Source organism: Streptomyces sp. NPDC043996, assembly GCF_056435225.1.
Map to the genome: position 1 here is coordinate 84,254 of NZ_JBWKEY010000006.1, position 19,934 is coordinate 104,187.

Genomic DNA, 19,934 nt, shown 5'->3' on the forward strand with positions numbered 1-19,934 from the left:
CCATGCCCGGCACCCACCCCATGGATTCGATCGCCGATGCCTTCGAGTCCCAGCGCGACCGGCTGCGGGCCGTCGCCTACCGCGTACTCGGCTCACACAGCGACGCGGAGGACGTCGTCCAAGAGGCGTGGCTGCGTCTCTCCCGCCAGGACGCCGACACCATCGACAACCTCGGCGGCTGGCTGACCACCGTGGTCGGCCGCATCAGCCTCGACGGCCTGCGGTCAGGCCGGACCCGCCCGGAAGTGTCCTTCGACGACCAGCTGGCCGATGTCACCGTGACGCTCGACGACGCTCCCGCCGCGGAAGAACTCGTGGCGCTGGGGGATTCCGTCGGGCTCGCGCTGCTCACGGTCCTCGACTCGCTGCGCCCGCACGAACGGCTGGCGTTCGTGCTGCACGACGTGTTCGCCGTGCCGCACGAGGAGATCGGCGCCATTCTCGGCAAGTCCGCCGACGCGACCAAGATGCTCACCAGCCGCGCACGCGGGAAAGTGCGGGCCGCCCGGCAGTCGGCAGGCGCCGGACGACATCAGCGCGAGGTGGTCCAGGCCTTCCTGGCCGCGGCCCGCGACGGCCAGTTCGAGCGCCTGCTGCAAGTCCTCCACCCCGAAGTGAAGTTCAGCGTGCACACCCCGAACGGCCGGTTCGTCACGCTCGGAGCCACCGAAGTCGCCACCCGTGCGCGCGTGGCGGGCGGCGCGGCACGAGGACGCGCGGCGATGGTCAACGGCCGTCCCGGCGTCGTTGCTTGGAGCGAGGACGGCACCCCGCTCTCCGTCCTCGCCTTCACCGTCGCCGACGGCCGCATCACCGAGATCACCGCTTGGGTCGACCCGGCTGAACTCGCGCGCATGGACCTGCCGGACCCGGTGTGACTCCCCATCCGCGACGGCCGCGCCCGCGGACACCGCTACCGGCTGCTGGTTCAGTGGCTGACCCCGGCAGTCGCGCGGAACCGGCCCTGTTCCACCTCCGTGACCAGCCCGCCGCTCATCAGCCGGTCCAGATGCTGCACCGCTGTGCGCCGTTCCACCGGTTCCACGTGGGCGCCTTCGACATGGGACCGGTAGACCAGCCGGTGCTCGACGATGTCCTGGACGGTCCGGGGTTCGCGCAGCAGGTCGAGGAGCGCGGTGTCCCGCTTCTCCACGGTGGCCGCGAACGTGTCGAGGCGGCGCCGGAACTCCGCCGCACCCTGGATCACGCCCCGCTGGTGGGACGTGCCGTACCAGCGCGCGTCGATCTCGCGGCAGCGGCGCATGGACGCCTCGAAGTCCGCGAGGCTGCTGCCGCAGTCGCCGTAGTACGGTCCGAACGACGTCAGGTCGATGTCCGCCACGAAGAAGAAGCCGTCGGGCTCGATGAGGAAGCCGCTGTGGCCGGGCGTGTGTCCCGGCAGGTGCACGACCGTGACCGTCCGCGAGCCGAGATCGAACACGGTGCCGTCGGCGAAACCTTGGGCGTCCGGGCGGCCGTGGACGTGGAACTCGTCCCGCAGCATCCGGTCGACATCGGGGACCGCCTCGGGAGGCAGGCCAAGGCCCGCCACCATGACCTCGCGCGACCGCAGCGCCGCGAGGTCGCCCTGGTGGATGTGGACCGGCACCTCATAGCTGCCCAGGCCGGCGATGTGGTCCTCGTGGGCATGGCTGACGAGGACGGCGTCAGCCGGTGGGGCGCCTTCGACGAGCGACAGCGATGGATCGACGACCAACGACTCGGCCGTACCCCGCACCAGCAGCGAGTTGCCGTACGGGTACGCGCCCCGGCGGGCGCCGATGAGCACGCTGACCGCGCCGTATTCTTCCTGCATCTTCTGCCTCTCTGGCCGCGATCGCGTGGGCGTCGGCGATGGCGATGCACTTCTGCGAACGGACACTTCGTCGGTCGGCGCCCCGGGCGCCCGGGTGCACCTTTCAGACTCGCGGCCTCCGTGTCAATGCCAGGATGATGTTCGCCGTGGCTGTGCGTGACGGGCGTGTGCCGGTCAGTCCCTGTCGTCGGCCAGCGCCGCGGCGGCATCCCGGGCGGCGCGGGCACCGCTCTCGATGGCACCGTCGATCCCTCCGACGCCCAGCGCCGCGATGTCGCCGCCCGCGAAGTGAACACGCCCGTGCGGCTCACGCAGCAGCGGCGCGGCTGTGGTGAGGTGCCCGGGCCGGTGGTGGACCCACGTCCCCTGGGAGAACTCATCGCCCACCCAGTCGTGGACGGCCGTGTCGACGACCTCGATGTCCGGTACGAAGGCGCGCAGGGCGGCCTGCACGGCTTCGCGGTCCGTGCCGTCGACGGCCGACGCGTCGGAGGCGAAGCACACGGCGAGTGTGTCGCCGTCGTGCCGGTGCTCCACCCGGACGGTGTTGACCGGGTTCGCGCCGACCGGGGCGAACGCGAAGAACGGCTCGATCTCGCCCCGGACGCGCGCCCAGATCTTGGCGGTGCGCATCGGGTGCTTCCGCTCGATCATGTCGCGTACCGGCGGGGCGTACCCGGGCCGGAAGGCGACGTCGCCCAGCGTGTTGAGGGGCAGCGCGACGACGGCCGAGCGGGCCCGGATCCGCTCGCCCGCGCGGGTGGTCACGGTGACGGCGGAGCCGTCGTCGTCGATCGCGCTGACGGGAGTGGACAGGCGGAGCTCGGCCTTCGACTCGCCGAGCATCGCGTCGATGAGCCGTCCGGTGCCGCCCTCGATCGGCCAGAACCCGGCGGTCTCCAGGAAGGCGCCCCAGTCACCGAAGGTGGTGGCGGCCCAGAGCAGCAGCTGCGCGACCCCCTGCTCGCTGGAGGAGTGGATCAGGGTGGCCAGGGCCCCGTCCAGCACGTCCCTGTCGTACGACGACAGGTCGAGCGAGTCGAGCCGGTCCGCGACGGTTTGCTTCTCGGTCTGCGAGGTGTCGGCGGCGGTGACGTCGAACGGCAGCGGGAAGCGGGTGCGCGCGTCGGCGAAGAAGCGGGCCGCGTGCGGTGCGACGGCGGCGCTGTGGTCGAGCGGGCTGCCGGAGTGCACGCTGCCGTCGGCGAGCCAGTACACCTTGTCGATGTCGAGCGGCACCGCCAGGGGGATGCCGTGGCGCTGGAGCTCGCGCCACACGTGCGGCTGGGTCCAGTGCACGTAGGTGCCGCCGAACTCCACGCGGTGGCCGAAGGCCTCGCCCGTACGGGTCCGGCCGCCGACCCGGTCGCGCGCTTCGAGCAGGACCACCGAGTGGCCCTGGACGCTGAGGTCCCGCGCCGCGGTGACACCGGCGAAGCCCGCCCCGATCACCACGACGTCCTCCGTCCTGCCCGCTTCCACATCAGTTCTCAATCTCGATTCGACTTTGAGTCTAGGGATGGATGAGGGAGTGTCAAACCTCGGCCTCTGCGGGGTGGATGGGGGCGCGGCTGATACGATCTCGAATCGTGTTTGAGAAGAATCCGGAGACTTCGACGTCGTCCCGCCCGGGTGCGGTGCAGCGCCGCGGCAAGGAGCGCAGGCGGGCCATCCTCGACGCCGCGGAGGCGTTGCTCGCCGAGCAGGGCTACGAAGCCGCCACGCTCAAGGCCATCGGCGAACGGGCGGGCATCCCGACCGCCTCGATGTACCACTACTTCCCCGACCGGCACCAGGTCGACGCGGAGCTCCTGAGCCGGCACGCGGGCGAGCTCGACGCACTCATCGGCGCCACCTTGGGCACCCCCGCGGCGCGGACGCTGCGCGAGGCGGTCGACAGCGTCGTCGGCCTCTTCCTCGACTACTTCCGGCGGCACCCGAGCGTCACCCAGCTGTGGTTCGCGGGACGGCACCCCCTGCTCGACGAACTGGTGCGGGCCTTCGACCAGGCCCAGGCGGAACGGCTCCGGCGCCACCTCATCGAGCAGGGCCTCGTCAGCGCCGACATCCCCCCGCTCACCCTGATGCTGACCTTCGAGGTGAGCAACCGGCTCTTCGACGTCGCCTTCCGGCGCTCCTCGACCGGCGACGACGCCACGATCGACGAGGCCCGCCGCCTCGTCACCGCCTACCTGGAGACGTACGTCCCGTAACGGCACCAGCGGCGCTGGACTCCCCGCGTACGCCGGTCACATGGTGATCCGCACCCCATAGCCACGCAGCCAGGCGTCCAGCTGGAGGGTTGTCTCCAGCGCGGCCCTGCTGGTGCCGCGCTCCAAGGCGGCGGCCCCCTTCACACCCACGGCCTGTCGCAGCTCAGGGGAGAACAGCGGGGCGAGCGGGCCGTCCGCCACGCGTATGACGTCCGCGAGTCGTTCGCGCAGGCCGCGGTCGTAGGCATCGTCCCGGACGGAGGGGTAGGGGGCCTTGACGCGCAGGGCGACCTCTTCCGGGAGCAGGTCGCGCATCGCCGCTCGCAACAGGCTCTTCTCCCGGCCGTCGAAACTCTTCATGGCCCAGGGCACGTTGAAGGTGTACTCGACCAGGCGGTGATCGGCGAAGGGCACGCGGACCTCCAGGCCGCAGGCCATGCTCATCCGGTCCTTGCGATCGAAGAGCACCTGGGCGTGGCGGGTGAGCGCCAGATAGGTGACCTCGCGGTAGCGCGCCTCGACGGGGTCGTCGATGTGGTCGTGCGCGGCGATCTCGGCGACGGCGGCACTGTGGCAGTCGCGTTCATAGGTGTCCAGGTCGAGCTTGGCCAGCAGATCGGACGCGAACACGACGTCGTTGCCGCGGTAGGCGTCCCGGCCGTCGTGCACCCAGGGGAAGGTGCCGGAGAAGACGGACGGGTGCTCACGCTGCCAGCGGTAGCCGCCGAAGACCTCGTCACCGCACTCCCCGGAGAGGGCGACGGTGGAGTGCTGTCGTACGCCCGCGAACAGCAGCTGCAAGGAGGCGTGTTCGTCGCCCTTGGCGAGCGGCAGGTCGTATCCCGCGAGCACGGAGGCTCGCAGGTCCGGGGCGAGCAGATGGTCGGTGTTGAGGGGGAGTTCGCTGTGGATCGAGCCGACGTGCTGCGCGAGCAGCCGGGCATAGACGTGGTCGTCGTTGGCCGGTGTGGTGCTCGTGTGGCCGGGGTCGGCGTCGCTGACGGAGCAGGAGCGGACGCCGCCCCGGCCCTGGTCGTGGGAGATCTTGGCCGCGAGCGCGGTGAGGGAGCTGGAGTCCAGGCCGCCGGAGAGCAGGGTGCACAGCGGCACGTCGGCCACCATCTGCTCGGTGACGATGGTGTCGAGCAACTCCCGGACCGTGCCGATCGTGGTGTCGAGCGGATCGGTGTGCTCAGCGACCTGAAGCCGCCAGTAGCACCGCTCGGCCGCACCTGACCTGGTCACCCGTACGGTGCAGCCCGGCGGAACCTCCCGCATGTCGCGGAAGATCGCGTGCCCGGGCACTTTGGCGACCGACAGGACGTCGCGCAGGCCGTCCACGTCGAGGACCGCGGGGAAGTCGGGGTGGGCGAGGATCGCCTTGGGCTCGGAGCCGAAGAGCACCCCCGTCGCGGTGGTCGCGTAGTAGAGCGGCTTGACCCCCATCCGGTCGCGGACCAGGAGGAGTTCCTGGCGGTCCGTGTCCCATACGGCGAAGGCGTAGATGCCCTCGAGCCGATGGACGCAGTCGGCTCCCCACTGCTGGTAGGCGCGCAGCACCACTTCGGTGTCGCTGCGCGTCCGGAAGCGGTGCCCCAGGGAGCCGAGTCGGGTGCGCAGCTCCTGGAAGTTGTAGGTCTCACCGCTGTAGGTCAGGACGGCCCGCGGAGCGGTGCCGGCCGTGTCCGCCATGGGCTGGCAACCGCCTTCGAGGTCGATGACGGACAGTCGCCTGTGCCCCAGTGCGGCGTGCCCGTCGAGCCACAGGCCCTCGGCATCCGGTCCGCGCCGCGCCATCGTCGTCGTCATCGCCCGCGCGATGTCCCGCTCCTGTGTCAGGTCGCGCGTGAAGTCGACCCAACCCGCAATGCCACACATGGAGTTACTCCTGGGATGATGAAGTGAACAGGTAAAGGGAGAGGCTGCCGCGCTCCGTCACAGGCGTTCGACGTGGGACAGCGGGCGGGTGGCGCCGCGGGTGTCGAGCAGCAGCCGTGCGTGTCGGCCGATCTCCTCGACGTCGTACGCCTGGTGGTGCTGGAGCAGGATCACCAGGTCCGCCCGGTCCAGCGCCTGGGTCAGGTCGGCGGGGGCAGCGTCGACCGGAATCCCGTCGACGTCCCAGACGGGCACATACGGGTCGTGGAACGACACCCTGGCACCCAGGGCCCGCAGCCGCCGCACCACATGACGGGCCGCGGTCTCCCGCTGGTCGGCGATGTCCGCCTTGTACGTGACGCCGAGCAGCAGCACCTCCGCCTTGCCGAGGGTCCGCCCCGCCCGGTCGAGGAGGTGCTGCGCCCGCTCGACCACGTACCGCGGCATCCGGGTGTTGATCTCCTGGGCCAGCTCGACCATCCGGAACGGATAGCCCAGCGTACGGACCTTGTGCGCGAGGTAGTTGGGGTCGATGGGGATGCAGTGGCCGCCGACGCCGGGTCCTGGGCGGAACGCCTGGAAGCCGAAGGGTTTGGTGGCCGCGCAGTCGATCGCGTCCCACAGGTCGATCCCGAGTTCATGGCAGAACACCGCCATCTCGTTGACCAGCGCGATGTTGACGTGCCGGTAGGTGTTCTCGATGAGCTTGGCCATCTCGGCCTCGCGGGTGCCGGTCGCCGGTACCACCTCGTCGACGAGCTTGGCGTAGAAGGCGACCGCGGCGGCGGTGCAGCCGGAGCTGTGCCCACCGACGATCTTGGGGGTGTTGCGGATGCCGTACAGACGGTTGCCCGGGTCGACGCGCTCCGGGGAGAACGCCAGGTGGAAATCGGTCCCGGCCTTCAGGCCCGAGCGTTCCACGATCGGGCGCACGATCTCGTCCGTGGTGCCCGGGTAGGTGGTGGACTCCAGGACGACCAGCGTGCCGGGCCGCAGGTTGCGGCTGATCGCCTCGCAGGCGCTCTCGACCATGGCCAGGTCGGGTCCGCCCTGGGGGGACAGCGGGGTCGGCACGCACACCACGACGGTGTCGGCGTCGGCGATCGCCCGTTCGTCGGTGGTCGCGGTGAAGCCCGCCGCGAGCATGTCGGCGACCGCCTCGTCGGCGATGTCGTCCACATGGGATCTGCCGCCGCTCAGCCGCGTCACCGTCGTGGCATCGCGGTCCAAACCAGTGACGGTGAGCCCGGACCGGCTCGCCTCCCGCGCGAGCGGCAGTCCGACATAACCGAGCCCGATGACGACCAGGTCAGTACGCACGATGGTCCTTTCCGGTGGAGGAGAGTTCCCGGTGGGAGATGAGCGGCTCTCACGCGCTACGCGTGCGGGCGTGCAGCAGGGCGGGCAGCAGGCTCGGTACGAGGAGCAGGGCGAAGGCCGCCCCGTAGCCGCCCAGTTGGGTCGCGCCGATCGCCAGGGAGATGTTCAGGACGGCGGCGGCGAGGCCGAGGGCCGTGATCTGCCCCAGGTTCTGATTGGTCTGCATGGCGCCGCTGGCGTAGCCGCGTCGGCCGGGCGCACTGTGCGCGAGCGAAAGCACGATCAGGGAGGGTTCCAGCATGCCCATGCCGATGGCGGCCAGGGGCATCGCGGCGGCGCTGACCAGCGCCGGCACACCGGGCAGTGTCCCGGCGAGTGCCACCGCGACCGCAAGGGTCTGCACCAGCGCGCCGATGCCGACGAGCCGGTGCCGGGGCCAGTGCTCAAGGAGGCGTCCCTGCACCCAGGAGGCGCCCGCCCACACCACGGACGCGCTGGTGAAGATGACGCCGATCAGTACGGCGCTCACCTCCCGTTCGGCGACGAGCATCAGGGGTACGAACGCCTCCAGGGTGAAGAACACTCCTGAGCCGAGGCCACGCAGCAACACCGTGGCGGGCAGCCCGCGCACCGCCCGCCAGGTGCCCGGGGGCAGCAGCCGCGGGGCCAGCACCACCAGCAGGGCCGCTCCCGCGGCGGCGAGCACCGCGTGCCGCACGCTCCACCCCGAGACCCCGTACTGCCCCATCGCCGCACCGGCGCTCACCGCCACGGTGACCAGGAGCGCCGGACGCGCCGACCGCTCCTCGACCCGCTCGTCGGCCGCCCAGGTGCGTCGGCGCAACACGCTCACCAGCACGAGCGCGGGCGCCAGGGTCAGCGCGGCCAGGCCGTAGAACACGGCGCGCCAGGACCACATCTCGGTGACCAGGCCGGCCAGCGGAGGGCCGGTCAGGGACGGGACGATCCAGCTGGTGCTCATCAGGGCCAGCGCGCGGGGCCGCAGCCGGTCCGGATAGACCTCGCCGATGGCGGTGTTCACCGACACCGCGACCATCCCCGCCGCGAGCCCGTCCAGGAAGCGACCGGCCGCGAGCTGCCAGATGGAGGTGCTGGAGGCGGCGACGAGGAGGGTCACCACGGTCAGCGCCATGCCGGCCGCCAGTGGACGGCGGGCCCCCGAGACATCGGCCCAGTGGCCGCCCAGCACACCGCCCAGCATGCCCGCCGCCACGAAGCAGCCCGCCACGAGCGGGAACAGGGATACCCCGTCGAGATCCTCCGCCGCGGTGGGCAGGGTGGGCACCACCGCGAGAGCGGCGAACCCGGTGAGGAACATCGCGGCGACGAATCCGCTGGTGGCTGCCGCGTACCGGCGGGCGAACAGGCCGTCCTGCGCCGCTTCGGCGGCCTCAGGGCCCGGCGTCCGCAAGGACTCCGCGTCGGCCCGCGGGTCAGACATCGGCGCCGGCTTGCGGAAGCCCGGTGATCGCGTCATGAACATCGCAGGCGAGCCACTGCGCGAGCTCCCGCACCCCGCCCACCAGCGGCGCTGAGGGCCGCCAGTCCAGCTCGGCCACGATGAGCCCGGTCGCCATGACGCCTTGCCGTACGTCGCTGGGGGCCATGGGCTCCCAGGGCGTGCGGCGCGCGAGGAGCGCGACCATCTCCGCCAGTTCCTCCTCGGTCCGGGTCGCGGAGGCGAGGTTGAACACCGGTTGTCGCGGCGGGGCGCTGAGCACGGCGTCGATGGCGGCCGCGAGGTCGCGGTGATCGAGCAACTGATGGCGACGGCTCGGGTCCAGCGGCAGTGGGCGCCGGGTCCAGGCGAGGTGGATCGACCGCGCGGCCGCGCCCTCGGCGAGCACCCCGGGCCCCACCGTCTCGGCTGCCCGCAGCACCTGCACCGGGACTCCGGCCTCCGTGCCCCAACGGCGGCACTGTTCTTCCTGCCGCCACCACGCCAGCGCCTCGGGGTCGGTCGGCGCCTGTGTCAGCGACGTCTCCGTCGCGGACTGTTCGTCGCCAGTGCCCCGGTAGACCGCCGCCGATCCGATGTGGACGAGCCGCTCGATACCCGCCTTGTCCCCGGCCGCGAGCACCTGCGCGAGAGCCTCCGGCACGGGTGCGGGCGAGCCCAGATGGACCACGTACGCGGTGTCGTCCAACCGATCGGCGTCCACCGGCCCTGCCAGGTGGGAGGTGGGATACCCCAAGTCGCCCAGCAGGCCCGCCAGATGGCGGCCGAACGCGGCGTCACCACCGAGGACGGCCACGCGCGCGCCCCGCGCCGGGGGAACTTCGCCGCGTGTGGCCACGCGCCCCTGCTCGAAGCCTTTCCTGGCCAGCTCGCCCAGCGACGGAATCAACGCGCGCAGTTCCGTGACCGTGTAGTCCTCGCACAGACCGCCGGGAGCCACGGAGTCCAGCACCGCACGCACCGTCGCCGGTGCGGGCAGCTCGCCGGAGACACCAGCCACGACGACACCCATGGCGAACGCCGTCTCCCAGACTCCCCGGGCCATGTCCGCGGGCAGATCGACCGGGCCGATCGCCTCGAACGTGGTACGGCACCGATGAGCCAGTCCCAGGCGGCGCAGGTGCCGCTCGGTCTCCACGTACTGCCACGGCGCGTCCGCGTGCGGTCGCACGGCCGTGCGGGCGTCGCCGTACTGGTAGAACGGGACGGTGGTGAACTGCGCACAGTCGTAGTGCGTGGGCCGCGCGGCCCGGCTGGTGAACAGCGGAGACTGCCGCCAGCCGTGTGTGCTGTTCCCGGCGATGCTGGGCACCTCACTGTGATCCACCGTGCTGGGCACGGACACGCGAATGGGCACCCTGAGCCTGTTCAGATAGCGCTGCATCACCACGTCGTAGGGCCAGCCGTCGCCGTGCTCACTCGCGAACTGGTCGTATCCACGGGCAACATGGGCGGGCAGCATCAGTGCCAGGCACGGGCTGTGCTCCTCGATGGCGTACGTCCACTCGTGTCCGGCCAGTGCCGCGAGCCGCAGCGCCGCCCCGGTGCGGCCCTCCCACCCGGCGTAGAACGCGACGGCCTCGTGCGGCACGGCCTCCGCGACCTGCTCGGCATGCGCGTAGAAGTCCTCGGCCAGCACCACGTCGTCCTGCAGGACCAGGTGGTGGGTGGCGTCCGGGGCCGTGCTCCGCCAGGCGAGAGCGGCGGAGCGCAGGGCCGTCGGGGGCCCGTCCGGCTCGGGGTCCGTCACCACCCGCACGCGGCCCGCCGTGTCGGCCCGGGCGAGCCGGTGTGCCGCCTCGATCCGGGAGGGATGGGTCATCACCGCACCGCTGAGCCGGACCGTGCCCGTAGCGCCGCCTGCGAGGTTCTCGAATTCCATGGCACTCCGTCGAAGAGAAGTAAGGGACCTATTTGCTGTTTTTCATCGGATTAATACCGAAAAGTGATGCTGGTCACAGACGCTTCACGGGTGTCCGTGATCGCATCGGAGCGCTCAACTCCTCACTCCCGCAAGCAACTTGGAGGCTGCTATGCCGAGCACCACGGCCCGCTCGCCCGAAGGGCTGAAGGTCCAGGTCGGGCACCGGCGCAACCCTTACGGCTACGCGCTCGACGACGCCGGCCTGGACGCGGTGCTGCTCGAGGTCGGGCTGCGCCGGGCTGAGAGCGTCTGGCGCCAGCACACCGCGGACGAGCGGCACGCGCCGCACGGCACGTATCCCCGGGCGGCCATGGGCTTCGTCCTGATGGACGCGACCGCGGGCCCGTGGGCGCCCAACGAGGACGCGGTGCTCGCCGTGATCACCATCGGCGACGAAGGCCACACCTTCCTGCCGAACGCCGCCGCCAAGGCCGGTGCCCACCGCCGCCTCGGTCGCAACAGCGGCGAGGCCGTCCTCGTGGATCCGCATCTTCTGGGCACCGGCGCCTTTCGGTACGGGCACTCGGCGCGGGTGCGGGGCCAGATCGTCGGCGCCAGCTCGCAGAGCCCCGACCAGGACCTCTACGAATCGGCGTGCCTCGCGGCGGACTTCGTCGACACGGTGAACGCCAGGCACCGTGACTGGGAGGAGCGGGGCGGCGTCGGCATCTGGACCTCGCCCCACAGCGGCCCCGCGCCGGAATACCGGGCGATGGTCGACTGGTTCGAGCCGAGCTGACCCCTGGCGGGCCGTGGCTGACGCCGTCATGAGGTGCGCTTGGCCACGGGCCGCCGGGCGGCGGGCCGTTGCGCGGCACGGGAGAAGTGGTTCCAGGCGCTGAGCGCGTCGCTCTCGAACTTCTCCTCGGACACCTCCGCCGAGATGACTCCCTGAAGCTCCTTGCCCCGCTGCTCGATGCCCGGGGCGCCGGTGCACATCCGCTCGATCGCCTCCGCCAGGGAGCCCCGGGAGGGCGTGAACCGGTGCGCGGCGGGAAAGAACCTGCCCGCCTCGACCGTGTCAGAATCGGCCATCAACGTGCAGACCCCGGAGAGCGCGGCTTCCAGTGGGGTGATGCCGAGCGTCTCGTACCGCGAGGGGCAGACGAACACGCCGTGCCTCGTCACCTGCCGGAACAGCGCGTGCAGCTGCGGTTTGGAGACCCTCGCGACGGCCAGGAAGTCCGCCCGGTGCTCGGCCGGAACCCGCTCTCGCAGCCGTTGGCGCCCGGCGTCGTCGTCACTGTCGCCGCCGACGACCAGGATGCGCAGCGGTAGGCCGCGGCTGCGGGCTTGCACACCGGCGTCGACGAGGAGTTCGATGTTCTTGAAGTAGTCGAGGCGGGCCACCGCGGTGAACACGAGCAGTTCGGCGTCGTCGGCGAACGCCCGCAGGGCCTCGTCCTCGATCTGCCCGGTTGTTTCCAGGAGCGGGATGGGTGGGCGCATGGCCCTGATCCGTCCTTCGTCGACCCCTCGGCTGACCAGGTGCTGCCGTTGCAGATGTGAGTGTTGCAGCACGAACATCCTGTCGCTCGACCGCATTCTGTCGAGGCCCAGTTCCTGGTACTTCAAAAGGTGCAGAGCCTTGGCCGCGTCGCCGAAGGCGCTTCCGGTCGCGGCGGCGGGGAATTTGCTGATGAAGTCGTAGACGAATGGGCCGTGGTGGGTCACGCAGCAGGCGAATTCACTGGGATGGAAACCGAGTAACGCATCCGTCTGGTAGTAGAGCATCGCGGGTCCGTCGATGTGGTGCTCGGCCAGGAGGCGTTGCGCGGCATCGGCGAAGGAACGGCTCACCAGGGTGTCACTCATGTCGAAATGGAACCGAAGGATCGCACACAGGGAACCCGAACGGTATTCGAAGTGCACCCGGGGTTCGTCCAGGTCTTCGTCGCGTCTGTAGAGAATGGCACCGGCGGAGAGCCCGGCCCGCTGCAGACACCGCAGTACGGATCGGGCGAACGAGGTCGCGCCGACGCGTGCCGGATCCTGCTCGCTGTGCGGGAAGTACCTCTCGTTGACGACGATGATTCCGGCCAGTTGGAAATCTGGAGGAGTCACTGGTGGCCGTCACCGGCCTGCGCGGATGCGCCGGAATTGCGTACCAGACGCACGTTCTCCGTCAGGCCGACGTCGAATCCCCGCTCCCGTTCGAGTCTGAGCATGCTGGCGGGCCGGAAGTTGAGGATGTAGGCGCGGCGAACGGAGTCCGTGGTGTTGCCGCGGGAGTAGTGCAGCGTGGTGCCCGAGTGGGCGACGCCCTCCCCGATGCCCAAGGGCACGGCCGTCGCCCCTGGCTCGTCCTCCGAGCAGTCGCACTGGATGTTCTTGCTGTCACCGGTGGGATAGTGCGGGCGCAAAGGCTGCTGGTGGGAGCCTTGGACGTACCACATGCAGCCGTTGTCGAGGACGGCCTCGTCCAGGGCCACCCAGATCGACACGGCCCGTTTGTCGGGCAGGTCGATCCAGTAGGCCGCGTCCTGGTGCCACGGGGTCGGCACACCGGTGTGCGGCGCCTTGTGGATCAGCATGTCGAAGTCGAAGACGGCGTCTTCGCCGATCAGCGCCTTGGCCATCCGCAGGGCCCGGGAGTGCAGGGGCATGTCGACAAGCGGCTCGTGCAGGGCGGAGGGCCACATGATCTGCGTGATGTTCTCCTGTGCCGTGCCCCGGCGTTCCACGTGGGACCCGAGATCGGAACGCTTGTCTCCGCACTCGATCTCTCCGCTCAGGAAGCGGTCGTAGATCTCCCGATAGATGTCGACCTCGGCCGCGGAGAGCAGCGGGCCGGTACTGACGAATCCGTCCAAGGCGAACTTCTGAGCCAGGGTGAGGTCGGAGGTCGCTGTCATGAATACCCCTTCCGGTAAAAGTGATCGTGACGAAGACGATGACGTTCAGGGAAATCATGGAGATGCAGAGGGTGGGCGCGCGAGAGCACAGGGCCCGACGGCAGGACGAGAACGCGGTATGCCGGTTTCGGCATGCGCGGAGTCACTGGGAAGCGCTGGTCGTCATGCGCTCGAAGGTGAAGGAGAGGCGCGGTGTGAGATCCGCGAAAATGGCTAGCGAATTCAGGAACTCGTGGGACAGCGGTGAGTGCAGGACGCTCAGTAACTACTCCCGTTGAAATCGAACGTGCCGAATTCGTTGGACTCGGACGGGTGTCGCACCGCCCTCGAGCCGATGATGCTTGCACTTGCAATGGTTGAAATCTATCGATCACATCGGTGGCCTGTCAACAGGTACAGACCAGTAGCGGTGATCAACTGGGCGGGGTCAGGAGCGAGTTGACCCTCGGCTGCCTGTTCTGTGTCGATCCGTGCGGGGGCCACCCGGGATGGCCCCTGCGTACGCAGGCCCCGGCGGCGTTGCACATCCCGCAACCCGAGCGAATGAACTGAGCGGCCACTCGCAGATCGCCGACCGTCAGCGACTGCTAGGCGCCGGAGCGCGTGGACTGTCGGTGGCCACGATCAGCGAGGCCGAGGCTTTCGCCCGGGCGGGCGTGGACGACCTGTTCCTCGCCTGCCCCGTTTGGCTCGACGCCGACAAGGCGCGGCGGCTCTGAGGTGCCTTGGGCTGCGTCCGGTGTGGCGGCGATGGGCCGTTGACTGATGAGCTCCGGCAGCGGGAGGCGGCGGCCCGTGGCGCATCGTGGTCAGGCGGTGCGGCACAGGGCGTGGTCGATGAGGTCGCGCAGTGCGTCTTCCTGACGGGCCGCCGTTTGCGGGTTCGCGGAGCGGCTGTGCGCGGACACGGTGATCGTGCGCTGGCCGTCCGCGGTGGTCGCCGCGCGGATGACGTATCCGAAGCCGCTGCCTCCGTGCCCGAGGTAACCGCCGCCGCAGGAAAGGGGGGTGAAGAACAGTCCCAGGCCGTCCCGGGTGCCTGCCGGGTGGCCGCTGTCCTGCGGCACCGGGACCGTGGTCCGCATGGCCGCGAGCTCGGCGGGCTTCAGTAGCCGTCCGTTGGTGAGGGCGGTGAAGAAGCGGTTGAGGTCGCGGGCGGTGCCGGTCATGGAGCCGTCGGCCCCGCTGTCGAAGGGACGGTAGGGGATCGTGGTGTCGAGCATCGGGCCGTCCACGGTGAACTGCTGGTAGTTGGCCGCGTGTGGACGCGGCAGGAACGGGTTCGCGCCCGGCGTTTCGGTGTGCCGCAGGCCGAGGGGGCGCAGGACGCGGTCGCGGACCTGCCGCTCCCAGGTGCGTCCCGTGACCTTCTCGATGATCATTCCGGCGACCACGTAGTTCGTGTTGGAGTACGCCCAGCGGGTGCCCGCGGGGAAGGCGGGCTCGTGGCGCATGGCCAGGGAGACCAGTTCTCCGGGCTGGTAGGCGCGCCACCGGTGGGCGAAGTAGGTCCGGGCGCTGGGGTCGGGGAAGACGTCGTGGAGGTAGTCGGGCAGGCCGCTGGTGTGCTGCAGCAGGTCGCGGACGGTGATGGTCCGGCCGTCGTTTCCGGCTCCGGACACGACGCCGGGAAGTAGCTGCTCCACCGTCTGGTCCAGGGAGATCCGCTTCTCGCCCACCAGTTGCAGCACGACGGTGGCGACGAACGTCTTGGTGGTACTGCCCAGGCGGAGGTGGCCGTCGCGGGGCACCGGGCGACGACTGGCCAGGTCGCCCACTCCAGAGCGGGCCGTGGTGGTTCCGTGCGGGGTTTCCAGGCGTACCGCCACTCCGGTGACCCCGGTATCCCGCAGCCTGTCGGCGTCGCGCTGCACCGACCAGCCCGTACCGGAGGGGTGTGGCGCGGCCGAAGCCGCGACGGACGGCAGAGACGGCACAGCCAGCGCCAGCACCCCGACCGATAACCACACACGACGAAAGATCATGAGCCGAGGCTAGGAATGACAAGGGCCGCGAGCCATCCGGCCTACGCCCCTTGTGAAGGGGTGCCAGCTGGATGGACAAGCACGCAGGCCTCGGTCCCGGCCGGATGCTTCCCGGCAAAGGCCCTGGCGGCTCTACATCGGGCGGTGGGGCCGGGCGCCTCCCCTCGGAGGACGACGGTGGTTCCGCCGCGCGGCTGAGCGCGGGGCGCGGCTCTCGTTCCCGCGGCCATCCGGGTCGGCCGTGGAGGCTGATGGCACGCGCTGGAGGCCGCTTGATGATGAGTCACATGAGCATGCACCCGGCCTCCCCTGTCACATCCGTAGCGGCACCGCCCCGTTGGGCGGTCTGGGCCGCACACCTGACCGCGCTCGTGGTCCTGCCGAGCGGGCTGTGGCGCGTCATCTGGGTGCTGGGGTTCCCCGCCGGATACACAGAGGCGGGCTTCGTGCCGTTCGAGACGTTCGGTGCCAAGGTGTGGATGCTGACGCTCAGCGGACTGAGCGAGCTGGTCGCCCTCCTGACGATCGGTCTGGTACGGCCGTGGGGTGAGGTCGTGCCGCGCTGGATACCGCTGGTCGGAGGGCGGCGGGTCCGGCCCCTGGCCGCCGTCATCCCCGCCGCCCTCGGCTCGGTGGCCCTGACAGTGATCTGGGCCACCATGCCCTGGTGGTGGACGCATCCGCACGATGACATGACTCCCACCGGAAGCCTCGTCGTCGGCATCCTCTACCAGCCGCTGGTCCTCTGGGGACCGCTGACCGCGGCCGTCACGTACTCCTACTACCGTCGCTATCGCGCCGCGCGGCGCCCGGCTTCGGTCGGCTGAGGGCAGGCCGCTCGTCAGCGCCGCGGGCGGCTGTCGATCTCGGCGATGAGGGTCTCGACGTGCTCCTTGATCGCGTCGCGGATGGGGCGGACCGCCTCGACGCCCTGGCCCGCCGGGTCCTCCAACCGCCAGTCGAGGTAGGTCTTGCCGGGAAAGACGGGGCAGGCGTCCCCGCAGCCCATGGTGACGACGTAGTCGGATGCCTGGACGGCCTCGGGGGTCAGGACCTTGGGGGCGGCGGCGGTGATGTCGATGCCGACTTCCCGCATGGCCTCGACGGCGGCGGGGTTGACGTGGTCGGCGGGCAGGGATCCCGCGGAGCGGACCTCGACGCGGTCGCCCGCGAGGTGGCGGAGGAATCCGGCGGCCATCTGCGAGCGCCCGGCGTTGTGGACGCAGACGAACAGCACGGACGTGGCACAGGCGGCGGGCGTGGCGGGCATCGGTTCTTCCTTCGGGTGATGACGACCGGGTGGGAACGGTGGTTCAGATGCCCGGCAGTGTGGTGAGCAGGTCGGTGACGTGGGCGTCGACGGCGTCGCGGATCTGGCGTACGACGGCGATGGGGGCGCCTTCGGGGGAGGGGATGGGCCAGTCCAGGTAGTGGCGGCCGGGCACGACGGGGCAGGCGTCCCCGCAGCCCATGGTGACGACGTAGTCGGCGGCCTGGATGACCTCGCCGGTCAGTGGTTTGGGGAAGGCGTCGGCGAGTTCGACGCCCGCCTCGGTGAGGACCTGGGCGATGAAGGGCTCGACCTCGGCGGCCGGGCGGGTGCCCGCGGAGGAGGCCTGGACGAGGTCGCCCGCGCGGTGGGTGAGCAGGGCGGCGGCGAGCTGGGAGCGTCCGGCGTTGTGGCTGCACACGAACAGCACCCGCGGCCGTCTGCCGCCCAGCCGCTTGTGGAAGTGGGCCAGGGCGTCGAGGCGCTCGGCCGTCAGGCGCTCGGCGAGGAGGGGCAGGTGCGCGTGGACGCGGGCGGTGGCGGCCAGCTGGGTGTACGAGTCGGCGATCAGTCCCTGGATCGTCTCGGCGCAGAAGCGTCCGGTGTACCGGGCGGCCAGGCGGGCGGCTCCGGTGGTGAGGCGGGCGTCGGACGGGGCGGGTGGTGTCGGTGTGGCCATGGCGACCCTCCGGCGAGCTCCATGGGTCAGCGAGGACTGATATCAGTTCCTGGCGACGTGAAAATATCAGCCCATGCTGACATCAGTCGATGCTGATCTGATGCGGGTGCTCGCCGACCCGCTCAGGCTGAAGATCGTGTCCCTGCTCGCTCACGAGACGCTGTGCACCACGCACCTGGTCGCGGAGACCGGTGCGCGGCAGACCAACCTCTCCAACCACATGAAGGTGCTGCGGGAAGCGGGCGTGGTGGACACCGAGCCGTGCGGCCGGTTCGTCTACTACAAGCTCAAGCCCGAGGTCCTGGACGCCCTGGCCGCCTCGTTCGCCGACCTGGCCACCACCGCCAAAGAGACGATCGAGTCCGGACGGAAGCGGTCCTGTGCGGCGACCGCGAGGCCGCCGCCGTCCTGGTGGCGCTCAACTCGGTGTTCCAGGTCGTGGCGTTCGGGCTGCTCGGCTGGTTCTCCCTCGGCCTGTTGCCGGGCTGGCTGAACCTGGGAGCGGGCGAACACCTCGACATCTCGATGGGGAGGATCGCCCTGAACGTGGTCATCTTCCTCGGCGGCACCAGCGGCCAGGCCTCTCGGGCGTGGTCGGCCCCCTCGTCGAGGTCCCGGTCCTGGTGGCGCTCGTGTACGTCTCGCTGGCCTGGCGACGGAAGTTCACCGCCCCTGCCTGAGGGGCGCGTACGCGACGAGGGCGTCGCGCGCTGGGGTGCCGGTGCGACACCAGGGCCGCGGCCCCAGCGCACGCGGGCTCCTCGCGCGCTCAGGCCCCCGTCGCCGCCGTGGTCAGCAGCCGGCCCATGGCGGCGAGCACGGAAGGCTCGACGCGGTAGTACACCCAGGTGCCCCGCCGCTCGGAGCTGAGCAGCCCGGCCTCCTTGAGCTTCTTCAGGTGGTGGGAGACCGTCGGCTGGGAGACGCCGACGTCGGAGATGTCGCACACGCACGCCTCGCCGCCCTCGTGCGAGGCCACCGCGGAGAACAGGCGCAGCCGCACCGGGTCGCCGAGCGCCTTGAACATCCTCGCGGTGCGCTCTGCCTCCTCGGCGGTGAACGGCCGCTCGGTGATCGGCGGGCAGCACGGCGCCACGGCTCGCGCGGCGTCGTCCTCCAGTGGGGGCAGCGCCTTCACATTCGACATCCATCTATGTTGACACATGTCGAACCACCGGCGTGGGGGAGGGGTGCTCGGGCCGAACTGGCGGCACGGGTCGCGGTCCGGCGTCGGGGCGCCTCGCTATCCCGTCTCTTATTTGATTGATGTCTATATTGACGTATGTCGATGCTGGTGTCACGCTGGCCTTGCGAGGCATCGATAGATGTCGAATCGGTGGGCGAAGGGCTCGACACGACCGACGCCGCCGCCCGCCCAGCACAGCAGGAGGAAACGTCATGACCCGCGTTCAACTCGCCCTGCGCGTCCCGGACCTCGGAGCGTCCATCGCGTTCTACAGCAAGCTGTTCGGCGCCGAGCCCGCCAAACTCCGAGCCGGTTACGCCAACTTCGCCCTCACCGAACCACCGCTCAAGCTCGTCCTGATCGAAGGCGCCGCCGAGGAGGCCACCCGCCTGGACCACCTCGGCATCGAAGTCGACACCGCCGGACAAGTCCGCACGGCGGCGAACCGCCTGAGCGAGGCGGGCCTGGTCACCGCCGTAGAGAACGACACCACGTGCTGCTACGCCCTCCAGGACAAGGTCTGGATCCACGGCCCCGGCCGGGAGCCGTGGGAGGTGTACGTGGTCAAGGCCCACGCCGACACCCTCACCAAGGAGCCGGACAGCACCTGTCGCGCCACCCCGGCCAGCGACGGCGCTACCGCATCCGCCGACGTCGGCAGCGGGTGCTGCTGACCGTCGAGGCCCCCACCCCCGCTCCGGTGACACCGCGACCGGGGCGGCCACCCCGGTCGCGGCTCACGGCTCACCCTCCCGCGGCCATGACGGCCGTGCCGGGTTCCTTCAGGCCCGGCGCAGGGAGTCGATGTAGCCGCCCCACGCGGCGCCGTCCCACGAGATGATCACGTGGGTGCCGTCCTTGAACTCCAGGGTGCCCCGGGAGCGGCCCGCGTCCGGCTTCTCGCAGTCCAGCGTGATGACCGACTCCTTCTTGCCCGGCTTGATGGTGCCCGGGCAGGCGAGCTTGCCGGTGGTGGTGACCTTGGTCCCGGCGATCGTCATCGTGGCGATGGGGCTCTTGTTGATGGGCTTCCACGTCCCGTCCATGCCGTCCTGGGCGGCCCCGCCGTCGCTCTTCTCGTCCCGCTTCTGGTCCTGCCGCGGCTTCTCGCTGGCGTGCGTGGCCGGTCGCTCGGCGTCGTCGGCCTTCTTGGAGTCGCCTCCGCCGCAGCCGGTCAGCAGAGCGGCGGACAGGCCCAGCGCCATCACGGTCGCAGCCTTACGCATGGTCGTTCCCCTCGGTGACGGCGTGCCTCACGCCGTCCTGTCTCGTTGCCAGGTTCGTGGCGCCGCCCCGACGGGAGTGGTCCCGTGGCCAGGTCGGCGCCA

Annotated in this window: 18 protein-coding genes and 2 pseudogenes; 7 read left to right on the forward strand and 13 right to left on the reverse strand. The window is 70.5% G+C overall.

Features of this window, described 5'->3' with window-relative positions; translation table 11 throughout:
* Nucleotides 1–2: 2 nt before the first annotated feature.
* On the forward strand, nucleotides 3–878 hold the full coding sequence (locus tag AC07A4_RS17510; protein ID WP_478599114.1) for a sigma-70 family RNA polymerase sigma factor: 876 nt from the start codon (nucleotides 3–5) through the stop codon (nucleotides 876–878).
* Between the two features lie 50 nt (nucleotides 879–928).
* Here the strand turns inward: AC07A4_RS17510 and AC07A4_RS17515 are convergent, their stop codons facing one another.
* Nucleotides 929–1,816 (reverse strand): MBL fold metallo-hydrolase, encoded by an 888-nt coding sequence (locus tag AC07A4_RS17515; RefSeq protein ID WP_478599117.1) that lies wholly within the window; start codon nucleotides 1,814–1,816, stop codon nucleotides 929–931.
* A gap of 174 nt (nucleotides 1,817–1,990) precedes the next feature.
* A complete protein-coding gene (locus AC07A4_RS17520; protein ID WP_478599119.1) occupies nucleotides 1,991–3,298 on the reverse strand; it encodes a flavin monoamine oxidase family protein in 1,308 nt (435 codons plus the stop codon).
* Between the two features lie 107 nt (nucleotides 3,299–3,405).
* On the opposite strand from AC07A4_RS17520, the gene AC07A4_RS17525 reads away from it, so the two are divergent.
* Nucleotides 3,406–4,029: a TetR/AcrR family transcriptional regulator gene (locus AC07A4_RS17525; RefSeq protein WP_478599122.1), complete on the forward strand. Its 624-nt coding sequence runs from the start codon at nucleotides 3,406–3,408 to the stop codon at nucleotides 4,027–4,029.
* 36 nt (nucleotides 4,030–4,065) lie between these two features.
* On the opposite strand, the gene asnB is transcribed toward AC07A4_RS17525, so the two are convergent.
* The 4 genes from asnB to AC07A4_RS17545 are packed head-to-tail and all read right to left on the reverse strand — an operon-like array spanning nucleotide 4,066 to nucleotide 10,589.
* Nucleotides 4,066–5,907: an asparagine synthase (glutamine-hydrolyzing) gene (gene asnB, locus AC07A4_RS17530; RefSeq protein WP_478599124.1), complete on the reverse strand. Its 1,842-nt coding sequence runs from the start codon at nucleotides 5,905–5,907 to the stop codon at nucleotides 4,066–4,068.
* Between the two features lie 57 nt (nucleotides 5,908–5,964).
* Nucleotides 5,965–7,227 (reverse strand): nucleotide sugar dehydrogenase, encoded by a 1,263-nt coding sequence (locus tag AC07A4_RS17535; RefSeq protein ID WP_478599127.1) that lies wholly within the window; start codon nucleotides 7,225–7,227, stop codon nucleotides 5,965–5,967.
* A 49-nt stretch (nucleotides 7,228–7,276) separates the two neighbouring features.
* Nucleotides 7,277–8,689, reverse strand: a complete 1,413-nt coding sequence (locus tag AC07A4_RS17540) for an MFS transporter (protein WP_478599129.1) — start codon at nucleotides 8,687–8,689, stop codon at nucleotides 7,277–7,279.
* Nucleotides 8,682–10,589 carry an NAD-dependent epimerase/dehydratase family protein gene (locus tag AC07A4_RS17545; RefSeq protein ID WP_478599132.1) on the reverse strand — a complete coding sequence of 636 codons (1,908 nt, stop codon included), beginning with the start codon at nucleotides 10,587–10,589 and terminating at the stop codon, nucleotides 8,682–8,684. Before AC07A4_RS17545 ends, AC07A4_RS17540 begins: the two co-directional genes overlap by 8 nt.
* Before the next feature lie 151 nt (nucleotides 10,590–10,740).
* On the opposite strand from AC07A4_RS17545, the gene AC07A4_RS17550 reads away from it, so the two are divergent.
* Nucleotides 10,741–11,370, forward strand: a complete 630-nt coding sequence (locus AC07A4_RS17550; protein ID WP_478599134.1) for a hypothetical protein — start codon at nucleotides 10,741–10,743, stop codon at nucleotides 11,368–11,370.
* Between the two features lie 26 nt (nucleotides 11,371–11,396).
* On the opposite strand, the gene AC07A4_RS17555 is transcribed toward AC07A4_RS17550, so the two are convergent.
* The 3 genes from AC07A4_RS17555 to AC07A4_RS17565 form a co-directional block, all read right to left on the reverse strand.
* The gene (locus AC07A4_RS17555; RefSeq protein WP_478599136.1) at nucleotides 11,397–12,446 is read right to left on the reverse strand and encodes a glycosyltransferase; all 1,050 of its coding nucleotides are present in this window, start codon (nucleotides 12,444–12,446) and stop codon (nucleotides 11,397–11,399) included.
* A 245-nt stretch (nucleotides 12,447–12,691) separates the two neighbouring features.
* The gene (locus AC07A4_RS17560; RefSeq protein WP_478599138.1) at nucleotides 12,692–13,486 is read right to left on the reverse strand and encodes a phytanoyl-CoA dioxygenase family protein; all 795 of its coding nucleotides are present in this window, start codon (nucleotides 13,484–13,486) and stop codon (nucleotides 12,692–12,694) included.
* 809 nt (nucleotides 13,487–14,295) lie between these two features.
* Nucleotides 14,296–15,471, reverse strand: a complete 1,176-nt coding sequence (locus AC07A4_RS17565; RefSeq protein ID WP_478599140.1) for a serine hydrolase domain-containing protein — start codon at nucleotides 15,469–15,471, stop codon at nucleotides 14,296–14,298.
* A gap of 287 nt (nucleotides 15,472–15,758) precedes the next feature.
* Here AC07A4_RS17565 and AC07A4_RS17570 point away from each other — a divergent pair, with 287 nt between their 5' ends.
* Nucleotides 15,759–16,298 (forward strand): hypothetical protein, encoded by a 540-nt coding sequence (locus AC07A4_RS17570; RefSeq protein WP_478599143.1) that lies wholly within the window; start codon nucleotides 15,759–15,761, stop codon nucleotides 16,296–16,298.
* Between the two features lie 14 nt (nucleotides 16,299–16,312).
* Here AC07A4_RS17570 and AC07A4_RS17575 read toward each other — a convergent pair whose 3' ends face one another.
* Both AC07A4_RS17575 and AC07A4_RS17580 read right to left on the reverse strand, forming a co-directional pair.
* The gene (locus AC07A4_RS17575) at nucleotides 16,313–16,741 is read right to left on the reverse strand and encodes an arsenate reductase ArsC (RefSeq protein WP_478599145.1); all 429 of its coding nucleotides are present in this window, start codon (nucleotides 16,739–16,741) and stop codon (nucleotides 16,313–16,315) included.
* Between the two features lie 43 nt (nucleotides 16,742–16,784).
* The gene (locus AC07A4_RS17580) at nucleotides 16,785–17,420 is read right to left on the reverse strand and encodes an arsenate reductase ArsC (RefSeq protein WP_478599147.1); all 636 of its coding nucleotides are present in this window, start codon (nucleotides 17,418–17,420) and stop codon (nucleotides 16,785–16,787) included.
* Between the two features lie 73 nt (nucleotides 17,421–17,493).
* On the opposite strand from AC07A4_RS17580, the pseudogene AC07A4_RS17585 reads away from it, so the two are divergent.
* Nucleotides 17,494–17,802: pseudogene (locus AC07A4_RS17585) on the forward strand (ArsR/SmtB family transcription factor); the annotation flags it as partial.
* A pseudogene (locus AC07A4_RS17590) lies at nucleotides 17,802–18,100 on the forward strand (hypothetical protein); the annotation flags it as partial. The pseudogenes AC07A4_RS17585 and AC07A4_RS17590, both read left to right, overlap by 1 nt.
* Nucleotides 18,101–18,189: 89 nt before the next feature.
* On the opposite strand, the gene AC07A4_RS17595 reads toward AC07A4_RS17590, so the two are convergent.
* Nucleotides 18,190–18,567 carry an ArsR/SmtB family transcription factor gene (locus AC07A4_RS17595; RefSeq protein WP_478599149.1) on the reverse strand — a complete coding sequence of 126 codons (378 nt, stop codon included), beginning with the start codon at nucleotides 18,565–18,567 and terminating at the stop codon, nucleotides 18,190–18,192.
* Nucleotides 18,568–18,818: 251 nt separating this feature from the next.
* Between AC07A4_RS17595 and AC07A4_RS17600 the strand changes: the two genes are divergently transcribed.
* Nucleotides 18,819–19,280: an ArsI/CadI family heavy metal resistance metalloenzyme gene (locus tag AC07A4_RS17600; protein WP_478599151.1), complete on the forward strand. Its 462-nt coding sequence runs from the start codon at nucleotides 18,819–18,821 to the stop codon at nucleotides 19,278–19,280.
* 108 nt (nucleotides 19,281–19,388) lie between these two features.
* Here AC07A4_RS17600 and AC07A4_RS17605 read toward each other — a convergent pair whose 3' ends face one another.
* Complete coding sequence (locus AC07A4_RS17605; protein WP_478599152.1) at nucleotides 19,389–19,832, reverse strand: hypothetical protein; 444 nt, start codon at nucleotides 19,830–19,832, stop codon at nucleotides 19,389–19,391.
* Between the last annotated feature and the right edge of the window lie 102 nt (nucleotides 19,833–19,934).